Here is an 18,491-nt window from a genome sequence, read left to right as displayed (position 1 = left end):
TGAGTGCTGCCGAGAATTTAGCTGCCGTTGAGATTGGTAGCGACGTCCCTACCCAAACACATTTGCAGTGGCACGCGAACTCTATTTATTCAGTTACCCAATTTAGCTCATGACTTAGACCCGCCACGGTGGAAGAGCCCCTTCGAAAAGTGAAAAGGCTCGATGCAGGAAACTGTTGAAGCGAGCGGCATCACGCCGCAGCCCTGCCTGTTGACCACCAATCAGGCACAGATGGGCCACCTGACCAATCACTTCTGCTTCGCCTGGCATATGGACCAAGCGGCGGCATGTCCGTATCGCGAAGTCCAGTCGTCTTGTGTCAACACGCTGCTGAAACTCGCCTACCAACGGATCGTGCAGCGACCAGGCTCGGATGGAAACTTCCCGCCCAGGTTGTTTCTCAGCGGCAATACTCAAGTAGCGTTTCAAGGTTTCGCCCGCGCTACGACCCTGCGCCGCATAAGCGAGCATGCGCTCCGTGTAGTCTTCTTCCCAAGCGGCCAGCAAGGTGCGGACAAAGTCTTCGCGATTGCGGAAATGGTGATAGAACGATCCGCGGGTCACATTCAATCGGCGCGATAGACTCTCGGCCGAAACGCCAATATGCCCTATTTGGTCGAGGGCCTCAAAACCAGCCGCGATCCAATGGTTACGAGTTAGTTTTCTCACCAGTTACTTCGCTCCATATTTAGCGCCATACAGACTGTGTATGGTGCGCAACCGATTGATACGCTGCGAACACCAGCAAAGATGGCCGTTGCGTTTTGCACGCCAGCACTTTTCATGGAGCTCGCCTTGAAGAAAATCGTTCTGGTTGCTTTCGACCAATTCACTGATATCGACCTATTCCTGATGTGGGACATTTTAGGCCGCAACACTGAGGACTGGCACGTCCGAATATTGGGTTCTAGCTCTATCGTGCGATCGGCGCACGGCCTGCCTGTTTCGGTGCACGGTCCGCTTTCCGAGGCCAATAGTGCCGACGCGGTATTGTTCGTCAGCGGCAAGGAAGGGATACCCGCTGCACTTGCCGCCCCAGATTTCCTGCCGTCGTTTGAACTTGACTCCAGACGCCAGCGAATCGGCTCCATATGCGCCGGAGCTTTCATTCTCGAACGGCTTGGGCTGCTCAGCGGCCAAGCAACTACACATCCGGATGCACGATCGAGCTTGCAAGCTCTGGGACTTGAGCCCGTGGACCAGCCTCTTGTATGCCAGGGGAACGTTGCAACCGCTGGCAGATGCCTTTCGGCGCTCTATCTGGTGGGATGGTTGGTTGAATCCTGGTTCGATGTCGCCAAGCGCCGTGCGACGTTGCTCCCTGTTCTGCCAGCTGGGCAGCAAGAGCTCTATGATGCCTTGATCGGGCTCAGTATCCGACAAGGAGAAGTTGGCGCCTCAACGACATCCAGTTAATCCATGCTCGCTCAGCGAGGCTCTGGACCTCATCAAGGCGTGGACATTGGTTATCCGGACGGCATCGCCACGACCCATGCGAGCTCCGCTCCTGGTGCGCTACTGCGCCTGGAACCTGAAGTTGCCGTGAACCCCACACTTGAATACGTACCTGATAGCCTAAGTAGGCACGCCGCAATATGGAAAAAGAGCCGCTTGTACAGCGAGATTCCTCCACTATGCAGATACCTCGTGTGCTTGGGAATGAGCAGTGAGCGCGGTTGTCCCTGTCCGGCTTGAAAGTCGGTAACCGTCACTTCTAAGCTAGACAAGCACTGACAGGGCGACAAGGAGCGTTATACGACAAACCATCGCAACAAGAAACGCGACATGGCATGTCGTCTAATTAGTAGTTAGAACTCAGGAGAGATCCCCGATGCCCCAAGAATTTGAGCTCATTATGTCCGTGCCAGTCCCCTCGAGGTCCGGCGTCACCCACCTTTACAAGTCGATGAACCTGGCGGACGCTTTTGCGATTCGGCTCCCTGCGGGCACATCCAGCAATCCAGATTTGCTAGCTCGATTCATCTTTTCCCACCAGCCATCCTGGATCGGATGGCTCACGACAGTCCGAGACACTATCGTTGCCTGTTTCGGTCTCAAGACAGCCAAACACTTGGCCTCACTTGCTAATCGGGTTGGAATCTTCAAGGTCTACAGCACGAACCAGACTGAAATCGTGTTGGGAGAGGACGACAAGCACCTCGACTTCCGGATATCGATCCTATGTTCTGGAGAGGCAGAGCCAGAAGGCAGTCGCCAACTCGTTTTTTCAACCGTGGTCCAGTGCCACAACCGTCTAGGCCGGGCCTACATCTTCGTTATTGCCCCATTTCACCGCTTGGTTGTTAAGGCCAGCCTCCTCCGTGCCGCGCGCGTCGGTTGGCCTCTGGCTACCTGCCCCTAAGGCTGAGAGCGCAGTGTGCCCCCTGAGGTCTAACCCTTCCATCGAAAGGCTGTTCTGGCAAGCCTGGCCAAGTCTCTCATGTCAAACGTTAGGCCTCGAAGGTTCATTGTAAGCGTACGCCCAACTCACCTTGCGTAAGTCAGGCCGGCACCCACTCATGCACCAGAACTTTCATCCGATTGGCGCGGCGATTGGCAAAGAGATAAGCACAGAGCGGCTTCGCCGCACCGAACACAGCAATAAGCCGGGCTAACGCGGTCTCGGTATCGGCACGCATGTCCATCGGTTCAGTGGCAAGCCAGATGGCGTCGATGCGAATCATCGCAACAGGTCTCACAGAAAGGTGGCACAGGCGGCGCTTTCGGCCGGCCACGCGGGTGCTGGATTTCAACGCAGATGCTCGATGAAGGAGCCAGGGGATGCCCTCCGGCTAGCTGCAAAGGCAGCGGAATGAAAGCAGGTTGCAGCGCCGTGGCTTTGCTCGTTTGTACCCGAATCCATTTATGGACGAGGTTCGCGTTAAGGCTGTGCTTCTGCGCAACGCTGGCAATCGAAGCTCCGGGCTGGGCGCACTCTTGGACAACCTGGGCCTTGAAGGATTTGGAATAGGAACGGCGTTGTGGCTGCATGGAAAGACCCGCTTAAAAGGCTAGAAATGGTGTCCGCTTAAATTAGGTGGACACCATCGCCTTTGGCGTCGAGGTCAGAAAGGTGAGTTGGCCGGACGGTTACGTTGCGTCGACATTGAAACCCGTCGAGGCGCCTAGGCAGTGACTACGCTTGCTGGAGATGACTCTATGAGCGTTCCCATGCAACCGCTGCTTCAGTACTTCAAAGCAATACTCAACCCCGGGCCCGGAGTGGCGTTGTTCGCCCTGCGGACCATCGCGGCCGGGCTGCTGACGTTGTATCTGGCGTTCCTGTTCGACCTTGAGCAGCCCAAGTGGTCGATCATGGCGGTGGTCATCGTCAGCCAGCCATTGGGCGGCATGGCCCTGGCCCGGAGTTTCGGCCAGGTCATTGGCACCACACTCGGGGCGGTCGTGGCGGTGTTGATCATGGCGATCTTTCCCCAGGCGCCCCTGCCTTTCATCCTCACCCTGGCCTTGTGGCTGGCGCTGTGTACCGCCGGCGGCACCTTGTTGCGCTACACCAGTTCCCAGGCGTTTGTTTTGAGCGGGTACACGGCGGCGGTCGTGGCGCTGCTGGCGGTGCCCGATCAGGGCGGCACCTTCCTACTGGCCGTGACCCGTGTGACCGAGACGTTATTGGCGGTGGCTTGCGTGTGCGTGGTCAGCCTGCTCACCGCGCGACCGGAAACTGTGGCGCGGGACTACTTCGGCAGGATCGATCAAGTGATCAAGCTGCTCGCGACTCATGCGGCAGCCGTCATTCGAACCGAAGAAAGCGAGGCCGACTTCCGTCAGCGGCAGATGAAGCTGCTAGGCGAGATCAGCGCCCTTGAGGGGGTACGGCGGCATTTGTACTTTGATGCGCCACGTCTGCGCAGCGCCAATAGTCTGGTGCAGTTGCTTGGCAACCAACTGGTGTTACTGACTTCACGGCTGACGGCGTTGCGCAACCAGCGGGAACTGCTGATTGAGCGCTGGAAAGGCGCACTGCCCGTCGACTCACAGCGTTTACTTGCCGAGGAACTGGTCTTCCTCGATGAAGTGGCCCGGCAGGGGCGTTCATTATCGACTGAGGCTCGCCACCATTTCGCCGCGCTGCAACAACGCTTTGATGAACTGGCCTACAGGTCTGAACAACTGACCGAGACGATGCCAGCCACGCTGCGCTCACTGGCCTGGGCACTGCGCTGGGAGCAGGCACGGATGCTGGAGCAACTGGGGCAGATTCTGGAGCTGAGCGACGCGATCCAGGAAGGGCGTGAAGCCAGTTGCGTGTTTCGCGGCCAGGACAACCCCTTGCATCTGGATTTCACATTGGCAGCCATGAATGCGATCCGCGCATTTACCGCATTACTGGTGGCCGGTCTGATCTGGATTGAGACCGCTTGGGACGGGGCTCGTGGCGGGATGATCGTGGTGGGGATTCTCTGTTCGCTGATGGCGACGTTTCCACGACCGTTGCTGGCCAGCCAAAGCTTTGCCAGAGGGCTGGGTCTGGCCTTGGTGGTGTCGGCGCTGTATCTGTTCCTGCTGATACCGATGATCAGTGATTTCGAGTTACTCGCCTTGTTGCTCACCCCCTTGCTGTATGCCGTCGCGGTGGGGCTGTCCAGTCCGCCAACCACTGGCACAGGCATTGGTCTTGGACTGACGACCATTCTGTTGCTGGGCCCGCAAAACACGGAAATCGGCCAAAACAGCGCCATTCAGTGGTTCGAGTTTGCCGGTTCCTATATCTGCGCAGCCGCACTGGCGCTCAGTGTCTACGCCTTGATCTTCCCGTTCAGGCCCGTTTTGCGGATGCGCCGGCTGTTCAATGAGAACTGTGAGCAGGTCTACGCTTTGCTGAAGACGCAGGTCACCGATGAGCAGCAATTTGCGTTTGAAAGCCGCATGGTCGATCGCCTGACCATGATGTTGGGATTATTGCCGGCTACCAACGACAAGCAATCCAGCGAGCTGTTCGAAGTCAGCCTCGGGTGCATGGCGATGGGCGTGGCGCTGAACCAGCTCAGACAACAGGGGCGAAGCAACACGTTGCTCAGTACTGATCAACAAAACCGTTTGCTCGCTGCTGTTCGTGAGACCGGACGATTGATCGCCGGGCGGCCCGGGATTGGCCTTGAGCAACTGCTCGGAAGCCTGCGTGTCTTGGGCGATGAAATGGACGACTTGCATTTAGGCGTTCATGAACACCTGTGGTCGGTATTCCGGATGCGTGTGGCGTTGTTGATCGTGGTGTCGTTTCTGGAGCGACATCGCAAACACTTTCAACCCACAGAATCGGAAGGAGTGCCGGCCCTTGCCCATTGATTTTGAATTGGGTGGCGTCTACTTGCCGCCGATTGCCCAGGCGTTACTGCTTGCGCTACCGATTTATCTGGTGCTGGACTGGATCTTGCGCCGCATTGGCGTGTTGCGGTTCGTCTGGCATGAAGCCTTGTTCGAAGGCGCGTTGTACGCCTGCGTTTGCGCAACGCTGATTCTGGTCATGGGAGCTTGATGCTTTGAAGAAGATCCTTGCCCGACTTGCGACGGTGGCGGTGGTGTTGCTGGCTTTTGTTCTCGGCTGGTTTGCCTGGGAACATTACACCCGTGCCCCTTGGACCCGGGATGCACGGGTGCGTGCCGATGTGGTGACTTTGTCCGCCGATGTCTCGGGGCGCATCGTCGGCCTGGGCGTGCAGGACAACCAGCATGTGGAGAAAGGCCAGTTGCTGCTGGAGATCGACCCGGCGCGTTATGTCCTCGCGGTGGAGCATGCCAAGCGCTCGGTGGAAGTGGCGAAAGCTACCCTTGGTCAGTCCGAGGCAACGATTGTCGCCAGTGAGGCGCTCCTCCGCCAGCGTCAGAGTGAAGAACGCCGACGGCGCACGCTCAAGCAGCGGCTTGCGATTTCTGGCGAAGAATGGGAGAAATCCAGCACGGAAGTGGCGGTGGCGCAGGCCGAGTTGTTGCGCAACCAGGCCAATCTCGGTTTGGCCCAGGCCAACGTGCAATTGGCAATCGCCGCATTGACCCAGGCCGAACTGGACTTGCAGCGCACGCGGGTCGAAGCGCCCATCAGTGGTTACGTCACCAACCTGCTGACCCGTCAGGGTGACTATGCCGCGGCCGGTGGCGCGCTGGTGGCGCTGGTGGACAGCGACTCGTTTTATGTCAGTGGCTACTTTGAAGAAACCAAGCTGCCGCGAATCGAGGAGGGCGACCGAGTCAGGATCGAATTGATGAGCGGCGAAACTTTCGGCGGCACTGTGCAAAGCATTGCCTTCGCCATTTCCGACCGGGAGAACCTGCCCGGAGGTCGATTGCTGGCCAACATCAACCCCAGTTACACCTGGGTCAAACTGGCGCAGCGGGTGCCGGTGCGGATACAGATCGACCCCGATTACGCTGCCAAAAACCGATTGCGTGCCGGGACCACGGCCACCGTAACAGTCCTGGAAAACCGCGATACTCAAGAACACCGCTAACCCCTGTAGGAGCTGAGCTTGCTCCGGGCGGCGTTCCGACGATGGCGGCTTAACATTCAACATCGATGTCGACTGACACGCCGCCATCGCGAGCAAGCTCGGCTCCTACAAGGGCCAGGCATTTTCCTCGGGCAAAAAAAAGCCCCGCGACCGAATGAGGCGCGGGGCAAAGAAATTGGTTGGTTGCGGCCAACCAAAGGAGCTCGTTAAAACTTTACTTGCTGGCGACCGTCTCTGGTTGCCAGCCACCGCCGAGGGCTTTGTAAATCGCGACAATCCCGCGATACAGATCGACTTCGGCCTGGGCCTGAGTGTCCTCAGCCGCCAAACGCTCACGTTGGGCGTCGAGCAGGACAAGGAAGTCCGACGTGCCTTCGCTGTAGCGAATTTGGGCGAGGTCGGCCGCGGCGCGGCTGGATTCGCTCTGACGAATCAGCGAGATCAAGCGCTGTTGACGTTTGCCGTAGTCGCTAAAGGCGTTTTCCGATTCTTCCAACGCCAACAGGACTTGCTGCTCGTAGGTCGCCAGGGCGCCTTCGGCATCCGCATCGGCACCACGTAAACGGGCGCGCACGCTGCCAAGGTCAAACGCGGCCCAGGTAATGCTTGGGCCCAGTGCCCAGGCGTTGGCCGCCGAGGAACCGATTTGTGAACCGCGCCCGGCGGTGAAGCCGAGGAAGCCGCTGAGGCTGACCCGTGGGAACAAATCAGCCTTGGCCACGCCGATACGGGCGGTGGCGGAGGCCAGTTTGCGCTCGGCGCTGAGAATGTCCGGGCGACGTTGCAGCAGTTCACCCGGATCACCGATCGGCAGGGCCTTGGCGATCGCCGGCAAGTCTTTTGGACTCAGGTCGACGGTCAGCTTGTCCGGCCGCTCACCCAGCAGGGTGGCGATGCGGTTTTTCTGTCGAACCTGTTCAGCCTGCAATTGCGGCACGCTGGCTTCGACAGATGCCAGACGCGCATCGGCGCGGACCACATCGAGCTGATCGCCGACGCCGGCATCACGCAGGCTGACGGTGATCTTGCTCGATTCCTGCTGGTTGTTCAGGTTGGCCAGGGCGATCTTTTCCCGCAGCTGCGCACCGCGCAGTTGACCGTAGGCATCCACCAGTTCGGCAATCATCGAGACTTGCAGTTGGTACAGATCGGCTTCGAGCGCTTGCTGTTCGGCGTCGGCGGATTCCAGGTTGCGCTGGATACGCCCAAACAGGTCGATCTCCCACGCCATGTCCAGGCCCAGGTCGTAGCGTTCGCTATTGACCCGTTTGGTGGTCTGGCCCGGAATCTGACCCTTGCCCAGGTCACTGCTGGCGCGGCTGGTGATGGTCGGCATGGCGTCATTGCTGACGTCATCACGAATCGCCCGGGCCGCTTTCCAGCGGGCAAAGGCCACGCGCAAATCACGGTTACCTTGCAGCGATTGAGTCACCAACTGGTTGAGGGTCGGGTCTTCGAACTGCTGCCACCAGATGCCTTCGAAACGCGAGCGGTCGAAGTTCTTCTGACCAGCACTGCCATCGGTGGCGGTGGTGATGTTGGCAGGATCAGTGGATGGGGTCTTGTAATCCGGGCCGACGGCACAGGCACTCAGGGCCAGTACCAGAAGACTCGGCAGGAAGGCTTTCAGACTCATTGTTGCGCCTCCAGTTTCAGGGCCTTGGCCGCTTTGCGCTTTTCACCGCGCTCCACAAAGTTACGAATCAACACGTAGAACACTGGCGTCAGCAACAGACCGAAGAAGGTCACCCCGAGCATCCCGGAGAACACCGCCACACCCATGGCGTGACGCATTTCGGCACCGGCACCGCTGGAGAACACCAGAGGCACAACACCCATGATGAACGCGAAGGAAGTCATCAGGATCGGGCGCAGACGCAGACGGCAGGCTTCCAGTACCGCGGCGAGCGGGCTGAGGCCTTCGTCTTCCTGTTTATCCTTGGCGAACTCGACGATCAGAATCGCGTTCTTACAGGCAAGCCCCACCAGTACGATCAAGCCGATCTGGGTGAAGATGTTGTTGTCGCCTCCCGAAGCAATCACACCGGTGATGGCCGACAGTAGGGTCATCGGTACGATCAGGATCACCGCCAGTGGCAGGCTCCAGCTTTCGTATTGAGCCGCGAGTACCAGGAACGCCAGCAGTACGCAGAGCGGGAACACAAACAGCGCGGTGTTACCGGACAGAATCTGCTGGTAGGTCAGGTCGGTCCATTCGTAGGTCATGCCGTTCGGAAGTTCTTCCTTGAGCAGTTTCTCGATGGCTTTTTCGGCCTGGCCGGAGCTGTAGCCGGGAGCTGCTGCACCGTTGATTTCAGCGGTGATGAAGCCGTTGTAGTGCATGACGCGGTCCGGGCCCGAGGTGTCGCTGACCTTGATGAAGGTCGCCAGCGGGATCATCTCGCCTTTGTTGTTGCGCACTTTCAGCTGACCGATCTGGTCCGGTTCGAGACGGAACTGCTGTTCAGCCTGAACGTTGACCTGATAAGTACGACCAAAGCGGTTGAAGTCGTTGGCATACAGCGAACCCAGATAGATCTGCAGGGTGTCGAAGATGTCGCTGACAGCCACGCCGTGGGTCTTGGCTTTTTCCCGGTCGATAGCCGCATCGACCTGTGGCACGTTCACGGTGTAGCTGGTGAACAGGGCGGCCAGTTCCGGCACGCTGTGGCTTTTGTTGATGATGTTCATGGTTTCTTTGTACAGCTCGTCATAGCCCAGGTTGCCCCGGTCTTCGATCTGCAGGCGGAAACCACCGATGGTGCCGAGGCCTTGTACCGGCGGCGGCGGGAAGATCGCCATGTAGGCTTCCTGGATCCCGGCGAACTGGCCGTTCAACGCACCGGCAATTGCACCGGCGGACATGCTCGGGTCTTTACGCTCGTCGAACGGTTTCAAGGTGACGAACACGATGCCGGCGTTAGGGCTGTTGGTGAAACCGTTGATCGACAGGCCAGGGAAGGCCACCGCACTTTCCACACCCGGCTGTTTCAGGGCCAGGTCGGACATGCGTTTGATCACGTCTTCGGTACGGTCCAGGCTCGAGGCGTCCGGCAGTTGCGCGAAGGCCACCAGGTATTGCTTGTCCTGGCCAGGTACGAAACCGGTCGGAGTGCTGGAGAAACCGAAGAAGGTCAACACCATCAGGCCTGCGTACAACAGCAGGGCAATGCCGCTGCTGCGGATAACCCGGCCCACAGTGCCGACATAGCCGTGGCTGGCCTTGTCGAAGAAGCGGTTGAATGGACGGAACAGCCAGCCACCGAAGATCTTGTCGAGGACCTTGGAGAAACCGTCCTTCGGCGCGTCGTGGCTTTTGAGCAACACCGCAGCCAGGGCGGGCGACAGCGTCAGCGAGTTGAACGCCGAGATCACGGTCGAGATCGCGATGGTCAGGGCGAACTGTTTGTAGAACTGCCCGGTCAAGCCGGAGATGAACGCGGCCGGGATAAACACCGCACACAACACCAGTGCCGTCGCGATGATCGGGCCGGTCACTTCACGCATGGCACGCTTGGTGGCTTCTACGGGAGTTAATCCGAGCCCGATGTTTCGCTCGACGTTCTCCACCACCACGATGGCGTCGTCCACCACGATACCGATAGCCAGTACCAGGCCGAATAGCGACAGGGCGTTCAGCGAGAAGCCGAACAGGTGCATCACGGCAAACGTACCGATCAGCGAAACCGGCACCGCCACCAATGGAATGATCGAGGCGCGCCAGGTTTGCAGGAACAGGATCACCACCAGCACCACGAGGATCAGTGCTTCGAAGAGGGTGTGAACCACCGCCTCGATGGAGCCGCGCACGAAGATCGTCGGGTCATAGACGATGCTGAAGTCCATGCCTTCCGGGAAGTTCTTCTTCAGCTCGGCCATTTTCTCCCGAACGTCGTTGGAGATCTGGATCGCGTTGGAGCCAGGGCGCTGGAAGATCGGGATCGCCACCGCCGGTTGGTTGTTCAGCAAGGAACGCAGGGCGTATTGGCTGGAGCCGAGTTCGACGCGAGCGATGTCTTTCAGGCGCGTGATTTCACCGTTTTCGCCGGAGCGAATGATGATGTTCTCGAACTCTTCTTCAGAAACCAGACGGCCTTGGGTGTTGACCGACAGCTGGAACGCCGTGGCATTCGGCGCTGGTGGAGCACCCAGTGCACCGGCAGCCACTTGACGGTTCTGTTCACGAATCGCGGTCACGACGTCGGTGGCGGTCAGGTTACGCGAAGCGGTCTTGTTCGGATCGAGCCAGACCCGCAGCGAGTAATCACCCATGCCGAACAGCTGCACATCACCGACACCGCCCAGACGCGCCAGCTCATCCTTGATGTTGAGCAAGGCGTAGTTGGACAGGTAGAGCATGTCGTAGCGTTTGTCTGGCGAGGTCAAGTGCACAACCATGGTCAGGTCGGGCGAAGCCTTGTCCACGGTGATACCGATGCGCGTCACTTCCTCGGGAAGCTTCGGCTCGGTCCGGGTCACACGGTTCTGCACCTGCACCTGTGCGTTGTCCAGGTCAGTGCCCAGCGCAAAGGTGATGGTCAGGGTGATCTTGCCGTCAGCGGTGGACTGCGAGGACATGTACAGCATGTTCTCGACGCCGGTGATGGCTTGCTCCAGTGGAGCAGCCACGGTTTCACCGATGACTTTTGGGTTGGCACCCGGGAAGTTGGCGCGGACCACAACGGTCGGCGGAACCACTTCCGGGTATTCGCTGATCGGCAACTGGAACAGCGAGATGGCGCCGGCGATCAGGATCAGCAGCGAAAGTACCGCTGCAAAGATCGGCCGTGAAATGAAGAATTGGGAAAAATTCATCGTAGAGATCCCTTAACCGCGTGGTGTCGCAGCAGCCAGTTTCACAACCGAACCCGACGCGACCTTGGCAGGTGCGACTTGGGGCAGGTTGCTGGCTTCCAGCGCTTGTCGTTGTTGTGCGAGTGCCGCGAGGGTTTGTTCACTGGCCATCGGGATCACTTCTGGTGTGACCGGCGAGCCAGGGCGAACCCGTTGCAGACCCTTGACGATGACGGTGTCGTCCTTGTTCAGGCCGCTGCGCACGATGCGCAAACCTTCGATCTTCGGACCGAGCTCGACCGAGCGGTAAACCGTTTTGTTGTCGGCATCCATCACCAGCACGAACTTTTTACCCAGATCGGTACCGACCGCTTCGTCGTTGATCAGCACGGCGGAATAGGTGCCGCTACCGACCAGTTTCAGACGGGCATACAGGCCTGGGGTGTAGGCGCCGTCGCTGTTGTCGAACACGGCACGACCGCGGATGGTGCCGGTTTTCGGGTTGACCTGGTTGTCGACGAAGTTCATCACGCCCTGGTGTGGGTTGCCGTCTTCGTTGGAGAGGCCGAGGTAAACCGGCGTGGTAGCACCGCGTTTGCCCTGGCGAGCGAGCTGGGTGTATTTGAGGAACACACGCTCGTCGGCGTCGAAGTAGGCGTAGACCTTGTCGGTGGACACCACACTGGTCAGCGCGGTGGTATCGGCGGTCACCAGGTTGCCGGCGGTGATTTCCGCGCGGCTGACGCGACCACTGATCGGCGCGGTGACACGGGTGAAGCTCAGGTTCAGTTTGGCCAGATCCAGTTGCGCCTGGAGGGCTCCGACGGCGGCGCGGGCTTCTTGAGCAGCGCTGGTGCGCGAATCGGCCAGCTCGGCGGAGATCGCGTTGCTGGTGCGCAGACGTTCGCCGCGCTGGGACTCGTTTTCGCTGCGGGTGGCATTGGCGCGGGACTGGGCAACCAGGGCTTCGAGGCGGCGAACCTCGGCCTGGAATGGACGCGGGTCGATCTGGAACAACAGGTCGCCTTTCTTGACCAAAGCGCCTTCAGTGAAGGCCACTTCATCGATCTGGCCAGAGACCCGTGGACGAATTTCTACGGTTTCCGGCGCTTCGAGGCGGCCGGTGAATTCGTCCCACTCGTTAACCGGTTGTTCCAGCACCTTGGCCACGCTGACCTTGGCTGCGGGCATAGTGGCGGCCGTGTCCGGAGTCTTGCCGCAGGCGCTCATCACCAGTACGGCCAACAAGGCCAACGGGAAGCGTAAATGTTTGAGTGATTGTTCCATGGATGCATCCGCCAATGTATTGAGAATGGACGGATGATGCTCGGCGAGGTTGTATCGCACGAATCGAATGAAGCAAAGATAACTATCATTCGGAATGATATAAGCGCCAGCCAAGCTCTCTAGCGTGCACCTTTCATTAGGCGGCTATCAATTAGATTGATGACAATTCTGTGTTGCGGGGAGTGCAAAAATAAGGCGTTGGATCGAGTCGCTGCCATCGCGAGCAGCTTAGCTCCTACAGGGATGTGTGGCGTTGATGAAATTCCCTGTAGGAGCCGAGCTTGCTCGCGATGGGGCCAGAAGCCCTCACACATAATCAGGATCAGGCAAAACTATCGGGATCCCCGAAAAACATTTTGGCATAGCTCTAGATCAATGATTTTAGGCGGAAAACTATTATGGCTGCCCCCATACTTGCCCCCGATTGCAAGCCATCAAACAATATCGTCAATCACGATATGCCGTTGTCCACGACTGCACTGCTCAATCCGAGCCTCAACCTTGTAAACGCTGCGCAGCATCAATTCGGTAATCACCTCGTGACTCGGGCCGCTACCTTGCGTGGTGCCGTCGGCAATTACCAGAACCTGATCGGCGAAACGCAGTGCCTGATTCAGATCGTGGATGGCGATGAACACAATGACCTCGCGTTTTCGGGCCAGGCTGCGCATGAAGTTCAGTACCTGAACCTGCCGATGCATGTCGAGGGCGCTAGTCGGTTCGTCCATCAGCAGTATTTCCGGTTCGCGCACCAGGGTTTGCGCGATGGACACCAACTGTTGCTGACCGCCGCTGAGTTCACCGAGGTTGCGAAAGGACAATCCGGTGATGCCCAGCGCAGCGAGAATCTCGTCGACCAGTTTCAGTTCGTCATCATGAACGACCCACCCCGGTGTCAGCTGCTTGCGCGCCAGCAACACGGATTCATAAACCGTCAACCGCGCACTGGCATTCAGACCCTGCGGCATGTAACTGATGCCCGTCAGCCCTTTTTTCGACTCCTGCAAGATCACCTGTCCGGAGCCGTCGATCAGTCCGGCCATTCGTTTGAACAGCGTCGATTTGCCCGCCGCATTGGGCCCGACTACGGCGACCACCTGACCGCCGAAAAACGTCGCCGTCGAGACATCACGAATGATCTCGCGCTGGCCGTAGCGGGCACCGAGATTCTCCAGTTGCAGCTTCACCATGAGTTTTTCTTCCCGCCGAGAATCAGAGATATGAAGAACGGTACGCCGATCAGCGACGTGACCACGCCGATGGGGAATATCGCGCCGGGGATCAGGGTTTTGCTGACCACGGAGCTGGCCGACAGAATCAACGAGCCGGTCAGCAAGGAGGCTGGCAGGAAAAACCGCTGGTCCTCACCGATCAGCATACGGGCGATGTGCGGACCGACTAGCCCGATGAAACCGATTGTGCCGACAAACGCCACGGGAAACGAGGCGAGCAGGCTGACCATGATCAGCGTCTGAAAGCGCAGGCTGCGTACGTTGATGCCGAAACTGGCGGCCTTGTCGTCGCCCAGGCGCAGGGCGGTCAGGGCCCAGGCGCGTTTGGCGAATATCGGCAGGGTGATTAGGATCACCAGACAGATAATGCCGAGTTTCGGCCACGTAGCTTTGGTCAGGCTACCCATGGTCCAGAACACCACGGCGGCCACGGCTTGTTCGGTGGCGAAGAACTGCACCAGCGCCAACAGCGCATTGAAGGTGAACACCAGCGCTATACCGAGCAACACGATGGTTTCGGCGGTGACGCCGCGACGCATGCTCAGAAAGTGGATCAGCAGCGCCGACAGCATGGCCATGATGAACGCGTTCAGCGGCACCATGAATTGCGCCGCCAGCGGGAACAGCGCGACGCCGAATGCCAAACCCAACGCCGCGCCGAAGCTGGCGGCGGCGGAAATACCCAGGGTGAATGGGCTGGCCAACGGGTTGTTGAGGATCGTCTGCATCTGCGCGCCGGCCAGCGACAACGCCGCGCCAACGGCAACCGCCATTAACGCCACCGGCAAGCGGATATCCCACATCACCACGCGCACCTGCGGTGAAGCGCTGTCTGGCGAAAACAGTGCGCCGAGCACTTCGCTGAGGCTGTAGCTCGCCGGACCCAGGGCCAGATCGAGCAGCACGCTGCACATCAACAGAATTACCAGCCCGGAAAGAATCAGGCGTTTACGCAGCACCAGACGACGGTAGGTTTCGCGCTGCACAACCACGGCGTCGGTCAATGAGCTCATGGCTTGACCTCGGGTTGGCGCAGGCTGACAAAGTAGCCTGACTCATACGGCACCGGCAGGAAGCGCTCATGCAGTTCGCGGAATGACGCGTCCGGATCAAGATCGGCAAACAGCTCCGGATGGAACCATTTCGCCATTTGCTGAATGGCGACGAATTGGTAGGGACTGTTGTAGAACTGATGCCAGATGGCATGGAAGGCTTGATTGTCCTGGGACTTGATGCCGGCATAGGCCGGACGCTGGGTGTACCACGCGAGTTTTTTCCTGGCTTCTGTCATGTCCGCGCCCGGACCGACGCCGACCCAGTGGCCGCCGGGGGCAAAAGCTTCCCAGTTGGCGGTGGTGACCACTACGTGCGCAGGATTGGCAACGACGACTTGCTCGGGGTTCAACTGGCCGAACGTGGTCGGAATGATGCGGCGGGCAATGTTGTCGCCACCGGCCATATCGACGAACAGGCCAAAGTTCTCGTTGCCGAAACTCAGGCAGCAATCATCGGTGTAGCCGCCGATGCGCTCAATGAACACGCTGGGGCGGGGCGGGTGTTGTTTCTCGATGATGTCGGTGACGCGATGAATCTGCTGGTTGCGGAAATCGATAAAGGCTTCTGCGCGTTGTTCCTTGCCAAACAATTGGCCGAACAGGCGCATGGTCGGCTCGGTGTTCTGGATCGGATTGTTGCGAAAATCGACGTACACCACCGGGATGCCCAGGGCGTCGAGCTTTTCGATGTAGCGCGCATCTTCGGTGGCGTGCTGCGCCTCGATGTTGAGGATGATCACGTCCGGGCGCTGCGAGATGGCCTGCTCGATGTCGAAAGTGCCGTCCTCAAACCCGCCGAAGGTGGGGATCTTGGCGATGCCGGGGAATTTACGCAGGTAGGCGTTGTAGGTGTCCGGGTCCGACTGGATCAGATCCTTGCGCCAGCCGACGATGCGCTCGATCGGGTTTTGTGTGTCGAGGGCGGCGACCAGATACAACTGCCGGCCTTCACCGAGGATGACCCGTCTGACCGGCAAATGAACCTTGACCTTGCGCCCCAAGAGGTCGGTGACTTCGGTGCGCGCCGCGTCTGCTTCGGTGGCGTGGGCATTGCGCGGCATCAGCGAAAACAGGCTCAGCAGTCCTGCCAGTAACAGCGCAGCAAAAGCGAGGCTGCGTCGATCAAAAATCACCATGGTAAAAGCCTTTGCAAAAGTCAGTTCGGTCAACGGTTCACACCGTCATCCGGCTGAACGTTTCAGAAATCGACAGTCGCCGACAATAATAAGGTGCGCGGTGAACCTTGGGAAAACGCGCCATAAGAGGCGACGCCCGACCAGTATTCGTGGTCGAACACGTTCTGCACGGTGGCGCGGAACGTGGTCGGTCGTTCATCGATGCGGGTGGTGTAGCGTGCGCCGACATCGAAACGGGTCCAGTCATCCAGTTTTTGCGTGTTGGCCTGATTCACGTACTGGCTGCCGGTGTGGATAGCGCCACCGGTCAGCGTCAGGCCTTCGACCCACGAGGTGTCCCATTCGGCCCAGAGGTTGGCCTGAACTTCGGGTACGCCGACCGGTTTATTGCCACGGTTGGCGGCCACGCCGGTTTTGGTCAGTTCGGCATTGAGCAGGGTCACACCACCGAGCACACGAGTGCCCGGAGTGACTTCGCCGAATACATTCAGCTCCAGCCCGCGATTGCGTTGTTCGCCCTGGACCGAAAACACCCCGGAGGTCAGTTCGCCGCTGGGTTTGGTTATCTGAAACAGGCTGAGGGTGGAGGTGAAGGTGCCGTAGTCGGCCTTGACCCCGAGTTCATGCTGGCGGGAAACGTAAGGGGCGAAAATCTCGCCGGCATTGGAAGCGGTGGAGGGCGCGATGTCGCCTTTGCTCAGGCCTTCAATGTAGTTGTAGTAGAACGAAACGTGATCCCAGGGCTTGAGCACTGTGCCGAACAACGGTGTGGTTCGGCCGTCATCGTAGGACGTGGTGACGACGCCGGACGCATTGTAGTTGTCGGATTTGATGTTCTGTTTGCGCATGCCGAGGGTCATCTGTGCACGGTCATCCAGAATCGACAGCGTGTCAGCCAGCGCCACGCCGGTCAGTTCGCTCTCGGACACTTTTGGCGTGTCCGGCTTGGGGATGTAAGGCTTCGGGCGATCCACCGGGTGGTAAATATTGGAGAGGATCGGCGCGCCGGAAATGATCCCGCGAGACAACATGTCGCGGTAACGACTGACCTGCAAAGCCGTGCGATGACTGATCGGCCCGGTGTCGAAACGCAGGCGCGCACCGGCGTCGACGGTGTAACGCTCGACTTCGAACTTGTAGTAACCGGGGATCGCCGAGGTGTCGCCAGCGGCGTTGATAATGGTCGGAGTCTGGTCGGACATCCGCGCAACATCCGATTTGCCGCCGCCCGCGTGAGCGAACACGGTCAGGGTGTCGCTGAGGTCGTATTCGCCGCTGAGCAACGCCGATTTGTCACGGGTTGTCGACCAACCCCAATCCTGACTGACATTGGTTCGGCCGTTGGCGGCCGAGGGAATGTCCACGCCCGAAGCGATCAGAAACGGTCGTGAGGCAGCGTCGAAGCTTTCTTTCTGGTTGAGCCAATCAAAGGTGGTGCGCAGGCGTTCGCCCTGATAATCGAGGGAAATGGCGCCGATATCGACATGGCGCGATTGATCGTCGATCACCGTATCTCCCAGCTGTGTGCTGCCGTTGATGCGCACGCCGAAGCGGCGTTCTTCACCGAAACGCCGACTGACATCGAGGTGTCCACCGAGCTGCGAGTCCATGGCGTAACTGGCGGTAAAACGGGTCAGGTCTTCATCGAGGGAGCGCTTGGGCACCACGTTGATGACGCCGCCGACCGCGTTGTTCGGTGACATGCCATAGAGCAGGGCGCCGGGGCCTTTGACCAGTTCGATACGCTCGGCGTATTCGGTGAACACCCGGTAGTTGGGCGCCACGCCGTACACGCCGTCGAATGCCAGTTCCCCCAAATTACCTTCGCCAACGGGAAAGCCACGGATGAAGAACGAGTCGACAATCCCCCCGGTCTGGCCAGTGGAGCGTACCGATGAATCGCGCTCCAGCACGTCGCCGACGGTGACTGCCTGTTGATCCTGGATCAGTGCCGAAGTGTAGGTGCTGACGCTGAAAGGCGCGTCCATCACATCGGTATTGCCCAGAATGCCCAATCGTCCGCCGTTGGCCACCTGGCCGCCGGCATACACCTGCGGCAAAGAATCGGCGCGCTTTTCAGTGCCGATGACGGCCGTTTCATCCAGTGTCACCCGGCGCGGGACCAGTGTGTAGCTGCCGTCGCTGCGTAAAACCATGTCCAGGCCACTGCCTTCCAGCAAACGATTGACCGCCTCCTGGGTAGAGAAATTGCCGATCAGCGCAGGACTGGTCAGGCCTTCGGCCAACGATGGCTGGAACGACAGAGCAATGCCGGCGTCCACCGCGAAGCTCGACAGAGTGGCACCGAGTGGCCCGGCGGGGATGTTGTAGGCGCGGACCGCGACAGAGTCCAGTTGCACCGGCACGACGGCCAAGGCAAACGGGCAAACGGCACCGATCAGGACAAGGCTTAGCAACGCACTGCGAACAACTGGTTTGAACTGACGATCCGGGCGCAGGAGGCGTGCAGCAAGCATGGATGAATGAGCCTATGAACAGGACGGAAAAGTGCTTCTTCCC

At 59.2% G+C, this 18,491-nt stretch carries 15 protein-coding genes; 5 read left to right on the top strand and 10 right to left on the bottom strand.

All coding sequences use genetic code 11. The annotated features are described in order from the left end of the window. Nucleotides 1-114: 114 nt before the first annotated feature. Nucleotides 115-669, bottom strand: coding sequence for a TetR/AcrR family transcriptional regulator (locus CKW16_RS19455; protein WP_095129848.1), 555 nt, complete (start codon nt 667-669; stop codon nt 115-117). 126 nt (nt 670-795) lie between these two features. Between CKW16_RS19455 and CKW16_RS19450 the strand changes: the two genes are divergently transcribed. Together CKW16_RS19450 and CKW16_RS19445 are read left to right on the top strand one after the other, a co-directional pair. Next, the gene (locus CKW16_RS19450; RefSeq protein ID WP_095130055.1) at nt 796-1,416 is read left to right on the top strand and encodes a DJ-1/PfpI family protein; all 621 of its coding nucleotides are present in this window, start codon (nt 796-798) and stop codon (nt 1,414-1,416) included. A 415-nt stretch (nt 1,417-1,831) separates the two neighbouring features. Beyond that, nucleotides 1,832-2,362 (top strand): DUF2867 domain-containing protein, encoded by a 531-nt coding sequence (locus CKW16_RS19445; RefSeq protein ID WP_095129846.1) that lies wholly within the window; start codon nt 1,832-1,834, stop codon nt 2,360-2,362. 139 nt (nt 2,363-2,501) lie between these two features. On the opposite strand, the gene tnpB is transcribed toward CKW16_RS19445, so the two are convergent. Next, nucleotides 2,502-2,753: an IS66 family insertion sequence element accessory protein TnpB gene (tnpB, locus tag CKW16_RS19440; RefSeq protein WP_256580522.1), complete on the bottom strand. Its 252-nt coding sequence runs from the start codon at nt 2,751-2,753 to the stop codon at nt 2,502-2,504. Further along, complete coding sequence (locus CKW16_RS32900; RefSeq protein ID WP_141232756.1) at nt 2,650-2,991, bottom strand: transposase; 342 nt, start codon at nt 2,989-2,991, stop codon at nt 2,650-2,652. The genes tnpB and CKW16_RS32900 overlap by 104 nt, the downstream gene beginning before the upstream one ends. A 168-nt stretch (nt 2,992-3,159) precedes the next feature. On the opposite strand from CKW16_RS32900, the gene CKW16_RS19430 reads away from it, so the two are divergent. Genes CKW16_RS19430 through CKW16_RS19420 form a run of 3 tightly spaced genes read left to right on the top strand, consistent with a single transcriptional unit; the run spans nt 3,160 to nt 6,467 of the window. Next, nucleotides 3,160-5,307, top strand: coding sequence for an FUSC family protein (locus CKW16_RS19430; RefSeq protein ID WP_095129842.1), 2,148 nt, complete (start codon nt 3,160-3,162; stop codon nt 5,305-5,307). Then, a complete protein-coding gene (locus tag CKW16_RS19425; RefSeq protein ID WP_046048365.1) occupies nt 5,297-5,497 on the top strand; it encodes a DUF1656 domain-containing protein in 201 nt (66 codons plus the stop codon). The genes CKW16_RS19430 and CKW16_RS19425 overlap by 11 nt, the downstream gene beginning before the upstream one ends. A gap of 4 nt (nt 5,498-5,501) precedes the next feature. Continuing rightward, entirely contained in the window at nt 5,502-6,467 is a 966-nt protein-coding gene (locus tag CKW16_RS19420; RefSeq protein ID WP_095129840.1) for an HlyD family secretion protein, read from the top strand. A 214-nt stretch (nt 6,468-6,681) separates the two neighbouring features. Here the strand turns inward: CKW16_RS19420 and CKW16_RS19415 are convergent, their stop codons facing one another. From CKW16_RS19415 to CKW16_RS19385, 7 genes are all read right to left on the bottom strand, one after another. Next, nucleotides 6,682-8,103, bottom strand: a complete 1,422-nt coding sequence (locus tag CKW16_RS19415; protein ID WP_095129838.1) for an efflux transporter outer membrane subunit — start codon at nt 8,101-8,103, stop codon at nt 6,682-6,684. Further along, nucleotides 8,100-11,282: an efflux RND transporter permease subunit gene (locus CKW16_RS19410; protein ID WP_095129836.1), complete on the bottom strand. Its 3,183-nt coding sequence runs from the start codon at nt 11,280-11,282 to the stop codon at nt 8,100-8,102. Before CKW16_RS19410 ends, CKW16_RS19415 begins: the two co-directional genes overlap by 4 nt. Before the next feature lie 12 nt (nt 11,283-11,294). Next, a complete protein-coding gene (gene mexE, locus CKW16_RS19405; RefSeq protein WP_095129834.1) occupies nt 11,295-12,548 on the bottom strand; it encodes a multidrug efflux RND transporter periplasmic adaptor subunit MexE in 1,254 nt (417 codons plus the stop codon). Between the two features lie 434 nt (nt 12,549-12,982). After that, nucleotides 12,983-13,738, bottom strand: a complete 756-nt coding sequence (locus tag CKW16_RS19400) for an ABC transporter ATP-binding protein (protein WP_095129832.1) — start codon at nt 13,736-13,738, stop codon at nt 12,983-12,985. Then, nucleotides 13,732-14,793: an iron ABC transporter permease gene (locus CKW16_RS19395; protein ID WP_095129830.1), complete on the bottom strand. Its 1,062-nt coding sequence runs from the start codon at nt 14,791-14,793 to the stop codon at nt 13,732-13,734. The genes CKW16_RS19400 and CKW16_RS19395 overlap by 7 nt, the downstream gene beginning before the upstream one ends. Beyond that, nucleotides 14,790-15,971 (bottom strand): ABC transporter substrate-binding protein, encoded by a 1,182-nt coding sequence (locus CKW16_RS19390; RefSeq protein ID WP_095130053.1) that lies wholly within the window; start codon nt 15,969-15,971, stop codon nt 14,790-14,792. The genes CKW16_RS19395 and CKW16_RS19390 overlap by 4 nt, the downstream gene beginning before the upstream one ends. Nucleotides 15,972-16,033: 62 nt before the next feature. Then, on the bottom strand, nt 16,034-18,448 hold the full coding sequence (locus tag CKW16_RS19385; protein WP_095129828.1) for a TonB-dependent receptor: 2,415 nt from the start codon (nt 18,446-18,448) through the stop codon (nt 16,034-16,036). Nucleotides 18,449-18,491 lie beyond the last annotated feature (43 nt).

The organism is Pseudomonas sp. Irchel s3h14 (assembly GCF_900187425.1).
Classification (GTDB): domain Bacteria; phylum Pseudomonadota; class Gammaproteobacteria; order Pseudomonadales; family Pseudomonadaceae; genus Aquipseudomonas.
Note: the sequence above shows the minus strand (reverse complement) of the source record. Positions and strands in the feature narration are given on the sequence as shown.

Coding starts and splice junctions, on each gene's coding strand:
- CKW16_RS19445 (WP_095129846.1), top strand. CDS start 1,832: ATGCCCCAAGAATTTGAGCTCATTATGTCCGTGCCAGTCCCCTCGAGG.
- CKW16_RS32900 (WP_141232756.1), bottom strand. CDS start 2,991: ATGCAGCCACAACGCCGTTCCTATTCCAAATCCTTCAAGGCCCAGGTT.
- CKW16_RS19430 (WP_095129842.1), top strand. CDS start 3,160: ATGAGCGTTCCCATGCAACCGCTGCTTCAGTACTTCAAAGCAATACTC.
- CKW16_RS19415 (WP_095129838.1), bottom strand. CDS start 8,103: ATGAGTCTGAAAGCCTTCCTGCCGAGTCTTCTGGTACTGGCCCTGAGT.
- CKW16_RS19410 (WP_095129836.1), bottom strand. CDS start 11,282: ATGAATTTTTCCCAATTCTTCATTTCACGGCCGATCTTTGCAGCGGTA.
- mexE (WP_095129834.1), bottom strand. CDS start 12,548: ATGGAACAATCACTCAAACATTTACGCTTCCCGTTGGCCTTGTTGGCC.
- CKW16_RS19400 (WP_095129832.1), bottom strand. CDS start 13,738: ATGGTGAAGCTGCAACTGGAGAATCTCGGTGCCCGCTACGGCCAGCGC.
- CKW16_RS19395 (WP_095129830.1), bottom strand. CDS start 14,793: ATGAGCTCATTGACCGACGCCGTGGTTGTGCAGCGCGAAACCTACCGT.
- CKW16_RS19390 (WP_095130053.1), bottom strand. CDS start 15,971: ATGGTGATTTTTGATCGACGCAGCCTCGCTTTTGCTGCGCTGTTACTG.
- CKW16_RS19385 (WP_095129828.1), bottom strand. CDS start 18,448: ATGCTTGCTGCACGCCTCCTGCGCCCGGATCGTCAGTTCAAACCAGTT.